Source organism: Janthinobacterium violaceinigrum, assembly GCF_009208555.1.
GTDB classification, from domain to species: Bacteria; Pseudomonadota; Gammaproteobacteria; order Burkholderiales; family Burkholderiaceae_D; genus Janthinobacterium; species Janthinobacterium violaceinigrum.
Window position 1 is genome coordinate 235,415 of sequence record NZ_WFLI01000004.1, and the last position, 14,629, is coordinate 250,043.

The following is a 14,629-nucleotide window of genomic DNA, read 5'->3' on the forward strand; positions in this document are numbered from 1 at the left end:
CATGGCCAGCGACAAATCCCCTGCCCTTCCCGTGAAAAATGCCGGCGGCCGGCGCCTGCAAAACCGCGACCGCCTGGAAGCGGACATCCTGGAGCAAGCCGTGCGCGTGTTCGCGGAAAGCGGCTACGAGGGCGCGTCGATCGCCACCATCGCCGAACGGGCCGGCCTGTCGAAGCAAAACCTGATGTATTACTTCCCGTCCAAGCAGCTGCTGTACCAGCGCGTGCTCGACGATGTGCTTGACGACTGGCTGGCGCGCATGGAATCGCTGGCCAATGAACACGATGCACCGCGCGATGTGCTGCGCGCGTATATCGGCGCCAAGCTGCGTTTTTCGCGCGAACAGCCATGGGCTTCGCGCGTGTATGCGCTGGAAGTGATCAATGGCGCGCCCCTGTACGGCAACCAGATACGCGACCGGGTCGTGCCCCTGCTGCGCAAGGATATCGCCGTCTTCGAAGCCTGGATCGCCGCCGGCAAGATGGCGCCCGTCAACGCCACCCATCTGATGTTCGCCATCTGGGCCATGACGCAATCGTATGCGGATTTTTCAGCGCAGATGGCCCTGGTGCTGGAACGCAAGCAGCTCACGCGCAAGGATTACGAGGACGCCGAAATCCTGATCGCGCACATGGTGCAGGCAGCCATCGCCCTGCCGGCGGCAGCGCCCGGTACGTGATGAAATTTCCAACGAACAAACGAGCAGTGATAGCATGGCGCGCTGGAGCGTTTGCACGGGCGGCGCGATACCCACAGGATAAGGAACAGGCATGAAACAATGGTCATCGGCGCGCACCGCGTCATTGCTGGGCAAGGCGGCCTGCGCGGCGCTGCTGGCAGTGGCATCCACGGCACAGGCGCAGACAATCGGCATGATAGACAACCAGCCGCTCAGTGAAACCTGGCTCAACGCGGGCTTTTATTCGTATCACTTTCAGCGCGACAAGAACCTGAACGACAGCAATCCGGGCCTGGGCGCCGAATACCGTTTTTCCACGGTCGCGTCGGCCACGGCCGGCCGCTTCTACAATAGCGACCGCGCCTATTCGAACTACCTGGGCGTGTACTACCAGCCCATCAAGGTGGGCCCGCTGCGCGTCGGTGCCGTCGTTGGCGGCTTCAGCGGCTATCCGAAGATGCGCGACGGCGGCTGGTTCCCGGCCCTGGTTCCCACCATCAGCTATGAATACCAGCGCGTGGGCGTGAATATCGCCATCGTGCCGTCCTACAAGGACCGCCTGTATGGCGCCCTCAGTTTCCAGCTGAAACTCAAGGTATTCGAATAACCGCTTGTCCCGGCCTGTCGCCGTTCGATCCGCCATTTCTGCCATTCGTCGCATCCGCCATGTCCGGCAGCCAGGTTTTGCCTATAGTGGACACATCGCCAGCCTGCATACGGCAGCGGCATCCACGACAGGAGAACAGCATGAAAGACATCAATCCGGCACCGGGCAGCAATTCCTTCAGCGCTTTCTGGAGCGAGCTGTGCGCTTACGCGCGCCAGGGCATGGCAGCCATGCGCGCCATGTCCTGGCCCATGCTGCTGGGATGCTGCCTGGGCCTGGCGTTCCTGATCACCATCCTGCCGCTGGCCATCATGCTGTTTGCCCTCGTCATGCTGCTGCGCTGGGCCAGCAACAGCGACGATACGAGCGCGGACACGGAAGCGGCGAACTCGTCCCGGTCACCGCAATAAATTTGCGCCGTGGCAAGAGTGCAACGATGGTTCTATGGCACTATGGATGCGCGCCGCATTGACGGGCATCAATACCATCCCGATGGATGGTATTGATACGGAACACCGCGCACGACAGACGATCGAAGCTACTCCCCATCTGCCATAGGAGTTTTCTGATGACCACGACAGCAAAAGCCACAACAGGCACGACCATTCCCTGCCTGCGCTACCGCGACGCCCCCGCCGCCATCGAATGGCTGTGCAGCGCCCTCGGTTTTGAAAAACAATTGATCGTGCCTGACGGTAACGGTGGCGTGGCCCATGCGCAACTGAGCTTCGGCAATGGCATGGTCATGGTGGCGCCGGCCCTCGACAGCGACTATGGCCGTCTGATGAAGCTGCCTGGCGAACTCGGCGGCGCCAACACGCAAAGCTGCTACCTGGTCGTCAGCGATGCCGATGCCGTCTACCGCAGCGCGCGCGAAGCGGGCGCCGAGATCGTGCTCGACATCAAGGATGAAGATTACGGCGGACGGGGCTTTACCTGCCGCGATCCGGAAGGCCACATATGGAGCCTGGGCACCTACGACCCATGGTAAAACGGAGAACAATGATTATCGGTACCCTCGCCGCCGCCAGCCTTGCGCTGGCTGGCGGTTTCCTGTCCGCTCCCGTCCTCGTCGACGAACACCTCAACCGCGTGCATGCGCCGTCCGGCAAGGCGCCGTCGGCAGCCACCCTGGCCCTGCACCAGAGCCTGTGGATTGCCGACCTGCACGCGGACAGCCTGCTGTGGCAGCGCAAGCTGGCGCGCGACAGCCAGCGCGGCCATGTGGACTTCCCCCGCCTGCAGCGGGGCAACGTGGCGCTGCAAGCCTTTTCCGTCGTCACCAAGACGCCGCGCAAGATGAATATCGAGCGCAACGACAGCGATACGGATAACATCACGGCGCTGGTGGTGGCGCAGGGCTTGCCGCCCGCCACCTGGAACAGCCTGCTGGCGCGCGCCACCTACCAGGCCGCCGAGTTGCAGCAGCAGGCGGCCGGCAGCCATGGCAAGGTCCGCGTGATCGGCAGCCGCGCCCAGCTGCGCAGCTTCCTCGCCGCGCGCGAACAGGACCCCGGCCTGCTGGCCGGCTGGCTGACCCTGGAAGGCGCGCATGCGCTCGAAGGCAAGCTGGACAACCTCGACACCTTGTACCGGGCGGGCTTCCGCATGGCCGCGCCCACGCATTTCTTCGACACGGAACTGTCCGGCTCCCAGCACGGCATGAAAAAAGGCGGCCTGACGCCGCTGGGCAAGCAATGGCTGCGCGCCATGGAACAGCGCAAGATGATCATCGACCTGGCGCACGCCTCGCCGGCCACCATCGACGACGTCTTGAGCCTAGCGAAACGCCCCGTGATGGTGTCGCACACGGGCGTGCGCGGCACTTGCGCCAACGGGCGCAACCTGAGCGACGCACAATTGAAACGCATCGCCGCCCAGGGTGGCCTGGTAGGCATCGGCTTCTGGAATACGGCCGTCTGCGGCAAGGACGTGGCATCGATCGCGCGCGCCATCAAGTACACGGTCAACCTGATCGGCGCCGAACACGTGGCCTATGGTTCGGACTTCGACGGCGCCGTCACTACCGCCATCGATGCGGCCGGCTTGCCGCGGTTGACGCAGGCGCTGCTCGACGCGGGCCTGTCGGAAGCGCAGATCCGCCGCGTCGCCGGCGAAAACGTGCGCGACTTTTTACTGAAAAACCTGCCCGACGACGACGCCTAGGCCAACGCGTCGATCAACGCCCGGTCCGCCACCTGGCGCGGCCGGATCCGGATCAGCTTGCGGTACAGGGGCGGCATGGCGTCGCACAGCGCCAGCAGCGCGTCTTCCGCCATGGCCGGGCGCACGTACTGGAATTGTGCGGGATTATTTTCCGGCAGCGCCCCCTCCATCGTGGAGCCATACGCGCCCAGGGTCATGAAACTGGCGGCGCTGTCGTCCGGGCCCATGGCCAGCACGAACGTGCCATGCTTGGGGTGCCCCAGATAACGCTTGATTTCTTCCTGCAGCGCCGGCTCGGCGCCGGCCATCAATTCATAGCGCAATTGCGCGTACTGGCGCGTGCATTCCATGAACGGCGTGCGGATGAGGGAACGCGCCAGCTGGCCCGGCATGCACAGCAGCAGGTTGCCAAAGGAATCGAGCAAGGCGGCCGCGTCGCCCTGGCCGCCGTCGCGCGCGTCCTGCTCCATGGCCGCCTGCAGGAATGGCGCCAGGCCAGCATCGGGCGCATGCGGGTCGCAGCGGTAGGTCAGCGCGTCGGGATAGCGGCGGCGCAAGGCGCGCACCACGGCATGCTCGGACGGCAAGGTGGCCGGATCGCGCAGCTGCACGTCGTCGCCCGCGTTCAGCAGCTGCATCACCTGGGCCGACGTTGCTTCGAACACCAGCGAGCACAGTGCCTGCGTCGCCTCGTGGATGCTCTTGCCGATGAAAAAAGACTTGGGCGCGGCGCCGGACGGCGCGCGCGCATACTCGGTGGCGCCGCGCACGGCCGGATAGCAAAAGCTGCGGCCCGCCTGCGCCCGCAGCGGCGACGGCAAGGCCGTGAAACTGGCGGCGCCGTCGTAATTGATGCCCGCCTTGACGTCGGGTGCGGCCACCACCACGTTGAAACCGGCCGCCAGGATCGCGCCCGTGCACATGCAGCACGGGTCGAGCGAGGTGACGATGGTCAGCTCGCCCGGCGCCGGCAAGGGCGTGCCCTTGGCCCGTTCGGCAAAATACCAGTCCACAAGCTGGCGCTCGCCATGCGCCGTGGGGTCGAATACCAGTCCCTGGCGCACGACGTTGTTGTGCATCGATTGCAGCACGTTGCCGGCGCCATCGAGCAGCACGCCGCCCACGCCGAAGGTGCCCTGCGTCTTGGCGGCCATGGCTTCGGCCGCGGCAATCGCCACGGCGGCCTGGATGTCGATCGTCTTGTTCAAACCAGCCCTATGGTTTCATGTCCAGGTCGGAACTGCCGAAACCGTGCGGCAGCAGCCAGCCCGCCGTCACTTCCATGACATCGTTTTTCAGGTTCGTCAGGATCACGGGCAGGTCGGCGCCGCCCATCTCGAATATCACCTGGCGGCAGGCGCCGCACGGCGAGATCGGTTCGGCCGTGTCGCCCGTGACGGCCAGCCTGGCGAAGTCGCCCGGCTTGCAGCCATGCGCGATGGCGCTGAAAAACGCCGTGCGCTCGGCGCAATTGCACAAGCCATACGCGGCGTTCTCCACGTTACAGCCACGGAAGACGCGGCCATCCTTGCACAGCAGCGCCGCGCCCACTTTGAAGCGCGAGTATGGCGCATAGGCCAGTTCACGGCCGGCGTTGGCTTCGGCGATCAGTTCTTGGTTGTTCATTTTTTCTGCAATACCTTTGAAATCATTAAGGCCGGGGTCAGCCCCTCAACACCGCCGACACATAGTTCAGCGCTATCGCAAACGGGGGGCGGACCCCAGTTGTACATTACGGACGAATGGTACGGTAAATCATTGGATTGGCCGTCAACGCCACCGCGCTGATGGCATACGCATCCTGGATTTCCTTGACGGCTTGCTGCGCCGCCGCTTCCGTGCGCGCGTGCACCATGGCCAGCGGCTGGCCGACGGACACTTGCTCGCCCAGGCCCACGAGGTCCGTCAGGCCGACGGCGAAATCGATGCTGTCGCTCGGGCGGCGGCGGCCACCGCCCAGGGCGACCACGGCCAGGCCGATGCCGCGGCAATCGCGCACATTGGCAAAACCGGCGGACAGCGCCGGCGCCGGCACGATGAACGGCGCCTTTTCCAGGTGCTTGTCCGGGTTCTCGATCAGATCCGCCGGGCCGCCCAGGGCGGACACCATGCGAGAGAAACGCTCGGCCGCTTCGCCCGAATCGAGGGCCGCCATCAGCTTGACGCGCGCCTCTTCTTCGGTGGCAGCCAGGCCGCCCAGCACCAGCATCTCGGCGCACAGCGCCAGCGTGACTTCGTGCAGACGCGCGGGACGCGAACGGCCCGTCAGGTAATCCATGGCGCCCCGCACTTCCAGCGCATTGCCGGCGTACGGCGCCAGCGATTCGTTCATGTCCGTCAGAATGGCCGACGTCTGCATGCCCGCGCCGTTGCCGACGGCGACGATGCTCTCGGCCAGTTCCACCGATTTGTCGTAGGTGGGCATGAAGGCGCCCGTGCCCACTTTCACGTCCATGACCAGCGCATCCAGGCCTGCCGACAGTTTCTTCGACAGGATGGAGCCGGTGATCATGGCCACCGATTCCACCGTGGCGGTCACGTCGCGGATGCTGTAGAAGCGCTTGTCGGCCGGCGCCAGCTGCGCCGTCTGGCCGATGATGGCCACGCCGATCTCCTGCACCACCTTGCGGAACAGTTCATTGTCCGGCACGGTGCAGTAGCCGGGGATGGCGTCGAACTTGTCCAGCGTGCCGCCTGTGTGGCCCAGGCCGCGCCCCGAGATCATCGGCACGTAGCCGCCGCACGCGGCGACCATGGGGCCCAGCAGCAGCGACACCACGTCGCCCACGCCGCCCGTCGAATGCTTGTCGACGACAGGCCCCGGCAGGTTCAGCGCGCGCCAGTCCAGCACGTGGCCGGAATCGCGCATGGCCAGGGTGAACGCCACGCGTTCGTCCATGTTCATGTCGTTGAAAAAGACGGCCATGCCCAGCGCCGCGATCTGGCCTTCGCTGACGCTGCCGTCAGTAATGCCGCGCACGAAAAACTGGATTTCCTCGGCGCTCAGCACGCCCTTGTCGCGCTTCTTGCGGATGATTTCTTGGGTTAAAAACATGATAGCTCCCGATATGAGGTACTGTTCCAATCCAGCGGCGCCCGATACCTGCGCCCTGCTGGTGAAAGCAACTTGGGGCCGGCGCCCCGGCGCATCGCTGCGCGGAAGATCCGGCCCCACCGTCCTGCTCTACAACCTTAGACGCCGTAAGGAATCCACACGTTTTTCACTTGCGACGCATGCGCCAGCACGGCGCGGCCGCCGCTTTGGGCCGCACTATACCAGTCGCGGCCCTTGGCGCCGCCGACCCAGGTGCGCTTCAGGGTGCCGGCCGACAGGCGCTCGACTTCCGCGCAGCCTTCGGCCGAGCCGTCATGGCGCCACACGGCGTCGATGTCGGCGTGCGTGGCCAGCGTGCGCGCCAGTTCATCGGCGTTGCCGCTGATGATGTTGACGACGCCACCGGGCAAGTCGGACGTATCGAACACCTGGTACAGGTCCAGCGCGCTCAATGGATGCGCTTCCGACGGCACCACCACCACGCGGTTGCCCAGTGCGATGGCCGGTGCCACCAGCGAAATGAAGCCCAGCAAAGGCGCTTCGTTCGGGCAGACGATGCCGATCACGCCGACGGCTTCATTGAGCGCCACGGTGATGCCCTTCGTTGGCGGCTGGTGCGCCAGGCCATCGTACTTGTCGGCCCAGGCCGCGTAGTAGAACAGGCGTTCGATCGATGCCTGCACTTCCTTCTCCGGGTTCTTGCTGCCCGTCATGGCGGCGATGCGGGCGGCAAATTCGTCGGCGCGCGCAGCCAGGTTCTCGGCGATGTAGTACAGCACTTGCGCGCGGTTGTGCGCCGTGGCGCCGGTCCAGCCGGACGCCTTGTGCGCCGCTTCGACGGCGTTGCGAATGTCCTTGCGGCTGCCCACGCCCACTTCGGCCAGCAGGGCGCCGTTCGCGCCGAACACGGGAGCGCTGTAGGCGCTGTCAGGGCGCGCCTGCTTGCCGCCGATGTACATCTTGGCCGTGCGGTCGATGGCGAAGGGGTCGGCGGCTGCCGGTTTCGCATTGCCCTTGGCTTTCGCTTCCACCACCGGCAGGGCCGGACGCGCATCTTCGGCCAGGGCCGTCATGTATTCCAGCATGCCTTCGCGGCCGCCTTCGCGGCCGAAGCCCGATTCGCGGTAGCCGCCGAAGCCGCAGGCCGCGTCGAACTGGTTGGCGCTGTTGATCCACACCACGCCGGCCTTGATGGCGGGCGCGATATCCAGCGCCAGGCTGATCGACTCGGTCCACACGCTGGCGGCCAGGCCGTACACCGTGTTGTTCGCCAGCTGCACCGCTTCAGGCGGCGTGCGGAAGCTCATCGCCACCAGCACGGGGCCGAAGATCTCAGCCTGCGCCACGGCGGCCGATGTCGACGCGCCCGTGATCAGGGTCGGCGGGAACCACGAACCGTCCGCCGGCAATTCGCACGCGGGCTGCCATACGTCGCAGCCTTCGGCACGGGCCGAATCGACCAGCGCGGCGATGCGCTGGCGCTGTACCGGGTCGACCAGCGCGCCCACGTCCATCGATTTGTCCAGCGGCGAGCCGAGACGCAGGTTTTCCATGCGCGCGCGTACCTTGTTCAGGAAGCGCTCCTGGATCGATTCCTGCACCAGCAGGCGCGAACCGGCGCAGCACACCTGGCCCTGGTTGAACCAGATCGAATCGACCAGGCCTTCCACGGCGCCGTCCAGGTCCGCATCTTCAAAGACGATGAATGGCGACTTGCCGCCCAATTCGAGAGACAGCTTCTTGCCGCTGCCGGCCGTCGCCTCGCGGATCAGACGGCCCACTTCCGTGGAACCCGTAAACGCGATCTTGTCGACGCCAGGATGGTTGACAATGGCCGAGCCCACGCGGCCGTCGCCGGTGACGATGTTGACCACGCCGGCCGGCACGCCCGCCTGCACGCACAGTTCGGCGAACAGCATGGCGGTGAGCGAGGTGAATTCGGCCGGCTTGAAGACCACCGTGTTACCGGCGGCCAGGGCCGGGGCGATTTTCCACGACAGCATCAGCAGGGGGAAATTCCACGGCACGATCTGGCCCACCACGCCCACGGCGCGGTAGTCGGCAAATTCTTCCGATTGCAGCTGCGCCCAGCCCGCGTGATGGTAGAAGTGGCGCGCGGCCAGCGGCAGGTCGATATCGCGCGTTTCGCGGATGGTCTTGCCGTTGTCCAGGGTTTCCAGCACGGCGAACAGGCGCGAATGCTTTTGCAGCAAACGGGCCAGCGCGTACATGACCTTGGCGCGGCCATGGCCGCCCATGCCTTGCCACACGGGCAGCGCGCGGCGCGCCGCTTCCACGGCGCGTTCCACGTCAGCATCGGTCGCCTGCGTCAGTTCGGCCAGTTGCGCGCCGTCGGCAGGATTGGTCGAGGCGAACAGCTCGGCCGGCTCGCTCCAGGCATTGTCGATAAACAGGCCGAACTTGCGCTGGTGGCCGTCGAGCCACGCCTGTGCTTCTTTTTGACTTTCGGGAGCTGGGCCGTAGTCCATAGTAGTGAGAATCTCGTTAATTGTAGGCATGACGAATGTTCTTTAAGGTTGTGCGTGACGATGATTGGCCGAGTAGCTGCCGGTGACGTAGTGCTCGAGCTGGCGCTCGATGTCGGTCAGCAGGCTGGAAGCGCCGATGCGGAACAGGTGCGGCTGCAGCCATTCATTGCCCAGTTCTTCCTTCATCAGGGTCAGGTATTGCAGTGCGCTCTTGGCCGAGCTGACGCCGCCGGCCGGCTTGAAGCCCACCTGGAAACCCGTCTGCTCGTGGTATTCGCGAATCGTGCGCACCATCGTCAGGGCCACGGGAATGGTGGCGTTCACGCCTTCCTTGCCGGTGGACGTCTTGATGAAATCGGCGCCCGCCATCATGCAGACCCACGACGCCTTGGCCACGTTTTCCATCGTCAGCAAGTCGCCCGTGGCGAGAATCGCCTTCACGTGCGCTTCGCCGCAGGCCTTGCGGTAGGCCAGCATTTCGTCGTACAGCACTTGCCAGTTGCCGTTCAGGACGTGCTGGCGCGTGATGACGATATCGATTTCCGACGCGCCCGCGGCGACCGACAGTTCGATCTCGCGCAGCTTCGTTTCCATGCTCGTCAGGCCGGCCGGGAAACCCGTCGACACGGCAGCGATGGGCAAGCGGCCCTGGATGACCTGCACGGCCGGGGCGATCATCTCGTGGTACACGCACACGGCGCCGGTGCTCAGTTCCGTCAGGCCCAGTGCGGCCATCAGGTCGGCGCGCAAGGGGCGCATGGCCTTCATGCACAGGCGTTCCACGCGGCCCGGGGTATCGTCGCCGCCCAGGGTGGTCAGGTCGATCATCTGGATGGCTTTCACCAGCCAGGCGGCCTGGTATTCCTTTTTCACCGTACGGCGGTTCGCCAGGCTGGCCGCGCGGCGGTCCGTCGCGGCGCGGTTGACGCGGATCTGGTTGATCCAGCCCAGGTCGAGGCCAACGGCCTCGTTACGCTTGAATTCGGGGTGCATGAGTGTCATAACAAGCTGGTTCCATTAGCAAGTGGTGGTACGCCAAGGTGCTTGGCGAGGGTTTGGCCAATATCGGAGAAGGTCTCGGAAATACCCAGTGCGCGCGGGGCGACGCCGGGGCCGAAGAAGATCATCGGAATGTGTTCGCGGGTGTGGTCGGAGCCGTGCCAGGTGGGGTCGCAGCCATGGTCGGCGGTGATCACGACCAGGTCGCCTTCCTTCAGCTTGGCCATGAATTCCGGCAGGCGCGCATCCATTTCGCGCAGCGCATCGGCATAGCCCTCGACGTTGCGGCGGTGGCCGAAAGCCTGGTCGAAATCGACGAAGTTCACAAAAGTGAGCGACTTGTCCTGCACTTCATCGGCCGTCTTCAGCAGCGCTTCGAACAGCGCCATGTTGTCGACGCCCTTCACGACGCGCGAGATGCCCTGGGTAGCGAAGATGTCGCTGATCTTGCCCAGGCCGACCACTTCGCCGCCCGCATTCTTCACGTGGTCGAGCAGGGTCGGCGCGGGCGGCGCGACGGCGTAGTCGTGGCGGTTGGAAGTGCGCGTGTAGTTGCCGTTGCTGCCCGTGAACGGGCGGGCGATGACGCGGCCGATGTTGTACGGCTCGACCAGCTTGAAGGCCATTTCACACACCTGGTACAGGCGTTCGAGGCCGAACGATTCTTCGTGCGCGGCGATCTGCATCACCGAGTCGCCCGACGTATAGATAATCAGCTTGCCCGTGGCGACGTGCTCGTCGCCATGCTTGTTGATGATGTCCGTGCCCGAGGCATGGCAGTCGCCCAAGAAGCCGGGCACGCCCGACATGGCCTTGAGCTTGTCGGTCAGGTCGGCAGGGAACGACGGCGTCGTGCGGGGGAAGTAGCCCCAGTCGAATTCGACGGGCACGCCGGCGATTTCCCAGTGGCCGCTCTGCGTGTCCTTGCCGGTGGAACGCTCGCGCGCCGCACCGTAGGCGCCGGTAAAACCGTCGCGCTGGTCGAAGCCCGTGGCCCATTCGCCGCTGGCCAGGTGCGCGGCGGCGCCCAGTCCCAGGCGTTCCATGTTAGGGAGTTTCAAGGTCTTGCCGCTTTTGGCGACAGTGCTGGCAATGTGGCCAAAGGTATTGGCACCTGCGTCGCCATACTTGGCGGCGTCTGGCGTCGCGCCAAGGCCGAAGGAATCAAGCAGGAGGATAAATGCGCGTGACATGATAAGGCTCGCTCTATGAAGGTAATGCGGGATGATGCGAACAGTGTAGGCCGGAATTTCCCGGCCTGCCGCGCGGCAGCGCCCGTGTGTGGCGCGCCGCTACTGCGTAAAGAAGACTGCTCAGGCTTGCGGCTTTTCAGCTACCGTGGAGAGGAAAGCCAGGATCAGCTTGACCAGGTCTTTCGCGCCGATGGCCGCGTACTTCAGGGTTTGTTCGTGCGACAGGGCGAATGGCGACATGCCTTCGGCCAGGTTCGTGATGACGGACACGCCCACCACTTTCAGGTCGCAATGGCGGGCCGACACCACTTCCGGCACCACCGACATGCCGACCGTGTCGGCGCCCAGGCGGGCCATCATGCGGATTTCGGCGGCCGTCTCGAAGTTCGGGCCAGGGTAGGCGACGAACACGCCTTCGTGCAGGGTGATGCCGTTCGCAGCAGCCGTGTCCTTGACCAGGTTGCGCAGGTCCGCATCGTAGGCATTGGCCATGCTGAAGAAGCGCGGGCCGAAGCGGTCGTCGTTCGGGCCGACCATCGGCGTGCCTGGCAACAGGTTGATATGGTCGCTGATGGCCACCAGGCTGCCGGCGTCCACTTCGGGGCGCAGGGAACCGGCAGCGTTGGTGACGAACAGCATTTCGCAGCCCAGCAGTTTCAGGGTGCGGATGGCGCTCGTCATCACGCCCATGCCATAGCCTTCATAGAAGTGGCCGCGGCCCTTCATGCAGACGACGGCGACGCCCGACAGGGTGCCGACCACCAGTTCGCCGGCATGGCCGTGCACGGTGCTGATCGGGAAGCCTGGCAACTCGTCAAAGCTGATGCTGACGGCGTCCGTCATCTGCTCGGCCAATACGCCCAGGCCGGAGCCGAGGATCATCGCCACGCGCGGCTTGAAATTTTCTGGGGCGCGGGCACGGATGATTTCGGCGGCGTGGAAAGGGGCGTTGTTCGACATGGTTATCCTCTGAGTGACTAATGATGATGGTTGCTGCCTGCGCGATCGTGTCCGGGTGGGGACTGCGGCCCAGGTATCGGGTATGCATGGGTGTTGCTGGACTATCCAGATGCGTATTGCCATTAATTGCCGCCACTATGCATCAAACGGAATATGTATGGCAAATACCATTTTTCTTGCCCATTTATACAATTCAAATATAAATGGCCGATATTATAGTCCAGGCAAGCGCTCGCCCGCCAGCGGCGGCCACGCCCTTGCAATGCCCCGTAAATCCATGCATACAAGCTCCATACGAGCACTTTTCGCGCACGCCCGGCATGCGCTTGACACGATCAAGACAAATGTTTACAGTTTCGAACAAATGTTTAAACCTCCTGCGAACACCTTGTGACCGATACCAATAAAAAAGACCAGTTGTACACGCTGATCCGCAACAACCCCTTCATCTCGCAGCAGGACCTGGCGAACGAACTGGGCTTGTCGCGCTCGGCCGTCGCCGGCCATATCGCCGGCCTCATACGCGAGCGGCGCCTGCTGGGACGCGCCTACGTGCTGCCCGACAGCCGCCCCGTGCTGTGCATAGGCGCCGCCAATCTGGACCGCAAGATGCGCACCCTGGCAACCTTGCAGATGGGCACCTCGAATCCCGTGCGCTCGGAAGAGGTGTTTGGCGGCGTAGGCCGCAACATCGCGGAAAACCTGGCCCGCTTGGCCATCCCCGTGGCCCTGCTGACGGCCCTGGGCGACGATGCGGCCGGCCACGCGCTGCAGACGCACGCGGAAGACGCGGGCATCGACATGCGCGGCAGCTTGCATTTAAGCAACACCAGCAGCGGCACCTACACGGCCGTGCTCGACGAGCATGGCGAAATGCTGCTGGCGATGGCCAACATGCAACTCTACGAACAGCTGACTCCCGCCTTCCTGCACAGCCGCCAGCCCCAGCGCGCAGCCGCCGCCCTCACCGTCTGCGACCTGAACCTGGGCCACGATAGCGTGCAGGCACTGCTGGCCGATGCGCGCCAGGATGCTGCCCACGCGACGCCGCTGGTCATCGTCGCCGTCTCGCAGCCGAAGATGGCGCACCTGCCGCAAGACCTGGCGGGCTTGCACCTGCTGATCCTCAACCGTGGCGAACTGGAAACGCGCGTGGCGCGGGCCTTGCCGACGGCGTTCGACGTGCGCGCCGCCTGCCGCGAAGTGCAGCGCCAGGGCGCGCGCCAGGTGATCGTCACCTGCGGCGGCGAAGGCGTGTATTTCACGGACGGCGACGGCGTGGACGCGCCTGTCGAGCACTTGGCCGCGCGCGAAGTGGACGCCGTCGACGTGACGGGCGCCGGCGACGCGTTTTCCGCCGCCGTCTGCTGGTCGCTGTACCACGACAGCGGCGACTTGAAACTGGCGTGCCGGCGCGGCCTGAAGCTGGCCGCCATGACCCTGGAATCCGATGCCACCGTCTCGCCCCTGGTGTCGGCCGGCGCGCTCGACGACATCGACGACGCCGACCTGGCGCCACCTCCCCCTACCCTCTTTCAACAGGACTGACACATGACGCAATTGAATACCTTCCTCTCGTTCTCGCAAGAAGTGCTAGCCGCGCGCGCCGCCGGCAAGGCCATCGTGGCGCTGGAATCGACCATCATTTCGCACGGCATGCCGTATCCGCAAAACGTGGAAATGGCGCGCGAAGTGGAACAGATCATCCGGGACGGCGGCGCCGTGCCGGCCACCATCGCCATCATCGACGGCAAGATCTGCGTGGGCCTGTCGCCCGAGCAGCTCGAATTGCTGGGCACCTCGCCCGACGCCATGAAAGTCAGCCGCCGCGACCTGCCGTTCGTCCTGTCGCAAGGCAAACTGGGCGCCACCACCGTGGCCGCCACCATGATCTGCGCGGAACTGGCCGGCATCGCCGTGTTCGTCACGGGCGGCATCGGCGGCGTGCACCGGGGCGCGGAAACGAGCTTCGATATTTCCGCCGACTTGCAGGAACTGGCGCACACCTCCGTGGCCGTCGTCTGCGCGGGCGTCAAGTCGATTCTCGACATCGGCCTGACGCTGGAATACCTGGAAACCCATGGCGTGCCCGTCATCAGCGTGGGCCAGGAAGGTTTTCCCGCCTTCTTCACGCGCGAAAGCGGCTACAAGGCCGATTTCCGCCTCGACACGCCAGCGGAACAGGCTGCCTTCATCGGCACCAAGTGGCAGCTGGGCTTGAAAGGCGGCGTGGTCGTCAGCAACCCCGTGCCAGCCGCGCAAGCGATGCCCAAGGAAGAAATCGATGCGATCACGACGCAAGCGCTGCAGGAAGCGGACGCGGGCGGCGTGAAAGGCAAGCAAGTGACGCCATTCCTGTTGTCGCGCATCAAGCAACTGACGAATGGCCGCAGCCTGGCGACGAATATCGCGCTGGTCAAGCACAATGCGCAAGTCGGCACCGCGCTGGCCATTGCCATGCAGGCAGTGGTGGCACGATAA

The 14,629-nt window shown here is 64.8% G+C and carries 14 protein-coding genes; 7 read left to right on the forward strand and 7 right to left on the reverse strand.

The features are described 5' to 3' along the window. The first annotated feature begins 1 nt into the window (after position 1). The 5 genes from GCN75_RS05280 (at position 2) to GCN75_RS05300 (ending at position 3,452) form a co-directional block, all read left to right on the forward strand. Entirely contained in the window at positions 2–679 is a 678-nt protein-coding gene (locus tag GCN75_RS05280) for a TetR/AcrR family transcriptional regulator (protein ID WP_152281673.1), read from the forward strand. Positions 680–770: 91 nt separating this feature from the next. After that, positions 771–1,286 (forward strand): hypothetical protein, encoded by a 516-nt coding sequence (locus GCN75_RS05285; RefSeq protein ID WP_152281674.1) that lies wholly within the window; start codon positions 771–773, stop codon positions 1,284–1,286. 140 nt (positions 1,287–1,426) lie between these two features. Next, the gene (locus tag GCN75_RS05290; RefSeq protein WP_152281675.1) at positions 1,427–1,696 is read left to right on the forward strand and encodes a hypothetical protein; all 270 of its coding nucleotides are present in this window, start codon (positions 1,427–1,429) and stop codon (positions 1,694–1,696) included. Between the two features lie 158 nt (positions 1,697–1,854). After that, positions 1,855–2,277: a VOC family protein gene (locus GCN75_RS05295; RefSeq protein ID WP_152281676.1), complete on the forward strand. Its 423-nt coding sequence runs from the start codon at positions 1,855–1,857 to the stop codon at positions 2,275–2,277. Between the two features lie 11 nt (positions 2,278–2,288). Beyond that, entirely contained in the window at positions 2,289–3,452 is a 1,164-nt protein-coding gene (locus tag GCN75_RS05300) for a dipeptidase (RefSeq protein WP_152281677.1), read from the forward strand. Here the strand turns inward: GCN75_RS05300 and GCN75_RS05305 are convergent. The 7 genes from GCN75_RS05305 to xapA form a co-directional block, all read right to left on the reverse strand. Next, positions 3,449–4,660 (reverse strand): nucleoside deaminase, encoded by a 1,212-nt coding sequence (locus GCN75_RS05305; RefSeq protein ID WP_152281678.1) that lies wholly within the window; start codon positions 4,658–4,660, stop codon positions 3,449–3,451. The genes GCN75_RS05300 and GCN75_RS05305 overlap by 4 nt on opposite strands. A gap of 7 nt (positions 4,661–4,667) precedes the next feature. Continuing rightward, on the reverse strand, positions 4,668–5,078 hold the full coding sequence (locus GCN75_RS05310) for a cytidine deaminase (RefSeq protein WP_152256598.1): 411 nt from the start codon (positions 5,076–5,078) through the stop codon (positions 4,668–4,670). A gap of 106 nt (positions 5,079–5,184) precedes the next feature. Next, positions 5,185–6,507 carry a thymidine phosphorylase gene (deoA, locus tag GCN75_RS05315; protein WP_152281679.1) on the reverse strand — a complete coding sequence of 441 codons (1,323 nt, stop codon included), beginning with the start codon at positions 6,505–6,507 and terminating at the stop codon, positions 5,185–5,187. A gap of 137 nt (positions 6,508–6,644) precedes the next feature. Beyond that, positions 6,645–9,026, reverse strand: a complete 2,382-nt coding sequence (locus GCN75_RS05320; protein WP_405002782.1) for an aldehyde dehydrogenase family protein — start codon at positions 9,024–9,026, stop codon at positions 6,645–6,647. A 12-nt stretch (positions 9,027–9,038) separates the two neighbouring features. Further along, positions 9,039–9,998 (reverse strand): deoxyribose-phosphate aldolase, encoded by a 960-nt coding sequence (gene deoC, locus GCN75_RS05325; protein ID WP_152281680.1) that lies wholly within the window; start codon positions 9,996–9,998, stop codon positions 9,039–9,041. Beyond that, positions 9,995–11,188: a phosphopentomutase gene (locus tag GCN75_RS05330; RefSeq protein ID WP_152281681.1), complete on the reverse strand. Its 1,194-nt coding sequence runs from the start codon at positions 11,186–11,188 to the stop codon at positions 9,995–9,997. Before GCN75_RS05330 ends, deoC begins: the two co-directional genes overlap by 4 nt. Before the next feature lie 120 nt (positions 11,189–11,308). After that, positions 11,309–12,148, reverse strand: a complete 840-nt coding sequence (xapA, locus tag GCN75_RS05335; protein WP_152281682.1) for a xanthosine phosphorylase — start codon at positions 12,146–12,148, stop codon at positions 11,309–11,311. 390 nt (positions 12,149–12,538) lie between these two features. Here xapA and GCN75_RS05340 point away from each other — a divergent pair, with 390 nt between their 5' ends. Together GCN75_RS05340 and GCN75_RS05345 are read left to right on the forward strand one after the other, a co-directional pair. After that, on the forward strand, positions 12,539–13,696 hold the full coding sequence (locus tag GCN75_RS05340) for a carbohydrate kinase (RefSeq protein WP_152281683.1): 1,158 nt from the start codon (positions 12,539–12,541) through the stop codon (positions 13,694–13,696). A 3-nt stretch (positions 13,697–13,699) separates the two neighbouring features. After that, a complete protein-coding gene (locus GCN75_RS05345; protein WP_405002783.1) occupies positions 13,700–14,629 on the forward strand; it encodes a pseudouridine-5'-phosphate glycosidase in 930 nt (309 codons plus the stop codon).

What these genes read in the sequence shown, in the direction of transcription:
- GCN75_RS05320 (WP_405002782.1), bottom strand. Translation starts at nt 9,026, where the DNA reads ATGCCTACAATTAACGAGATTCTCACTACTATGGACTACGGCCCAGCT.
- deoA (WP_152281679.1), bottom strand. Translation starts at nt 6,507, where the DNA reads ATGTTTTTAACCCAAGAAATCATCCGCAAGAAGCGCGACAAGGGCGTG.
- xapA (WP_152281682.1), bottom strand. Translation starts at nt 12,148, where the DNA reads ATGTCGAACAACGCCCCTTTCCACGCCGCCGAAATCATCCGTGCCCGC.
- GCN75_RS05300 (WP_152281677.1), top strand. Translation starts at nt 2,289, where the DNA reads ATGATTATCGGTACCCTCGCCGCCGCCAGCCTTGCGCTGGCTGGCGGT.
- GCN75_RS05290 (WP_152281675.1), top strand. Translation starts at nt 1,427, where the DNA reads ATGAAAGACATCAATCCGGCACCGGGCAGCAATTCCTTCAGCGCTTTC.
- deoC (WP_152281680.1), bottom strand. Translation starts at nt 9,998, where the DNA reads ATGACACTCATGCACCCCGAATTCAAGCGTAACGAGGCCGTTGGCCTC.
- GCN75_RS05310 (WP_152256598.1), bottom strand. Translation starts at nt 5,078, where the DNA reads ATGAACAACCAAGAACTGATCGCCGAAGCCAACGCCGGCCGTGAACTG.
- GCN75_RS05280 (WP_152281673.1), top strand. Translation starts at nt 2, where the DNA reads ATGGCCAGCGACAAATCCCCTGCCCTTCCCGTGAAAAATGCCGGCGGC.
- GCN75_RS05330 (WP_152281681.1), bottom strand. Translation starts at nt 11,188, where the DNA reads ATGTCACGCGCATTTATCCTCCTGCTTGATTCCTTCGGCCTTGGCGCG.
- GCN75_RS05285 (WP_152281674.1), top strand. Translation starts at nt 771, where the DNA reads ATGAAACAATGGTCATCGGCGCGCACCGCGTCATTGCTGGGCAAGGCG.
- GCN75_RS05345 (WP_405002783.1), top strand. Translation starts at nt 13,700, where the DNA reads ATGACGCAATTGAATACCTTCCTCTCGTTCTCGCAAGAAGTGCTAGCC.
- GCN75_RS05295 (WP_152281676.1), top strand. Translation starts at nt 1,855, where the DNA reads ATGACCACGACAGCAAAAGCCACAACAGGCACGACCATTCCCTGCCTG.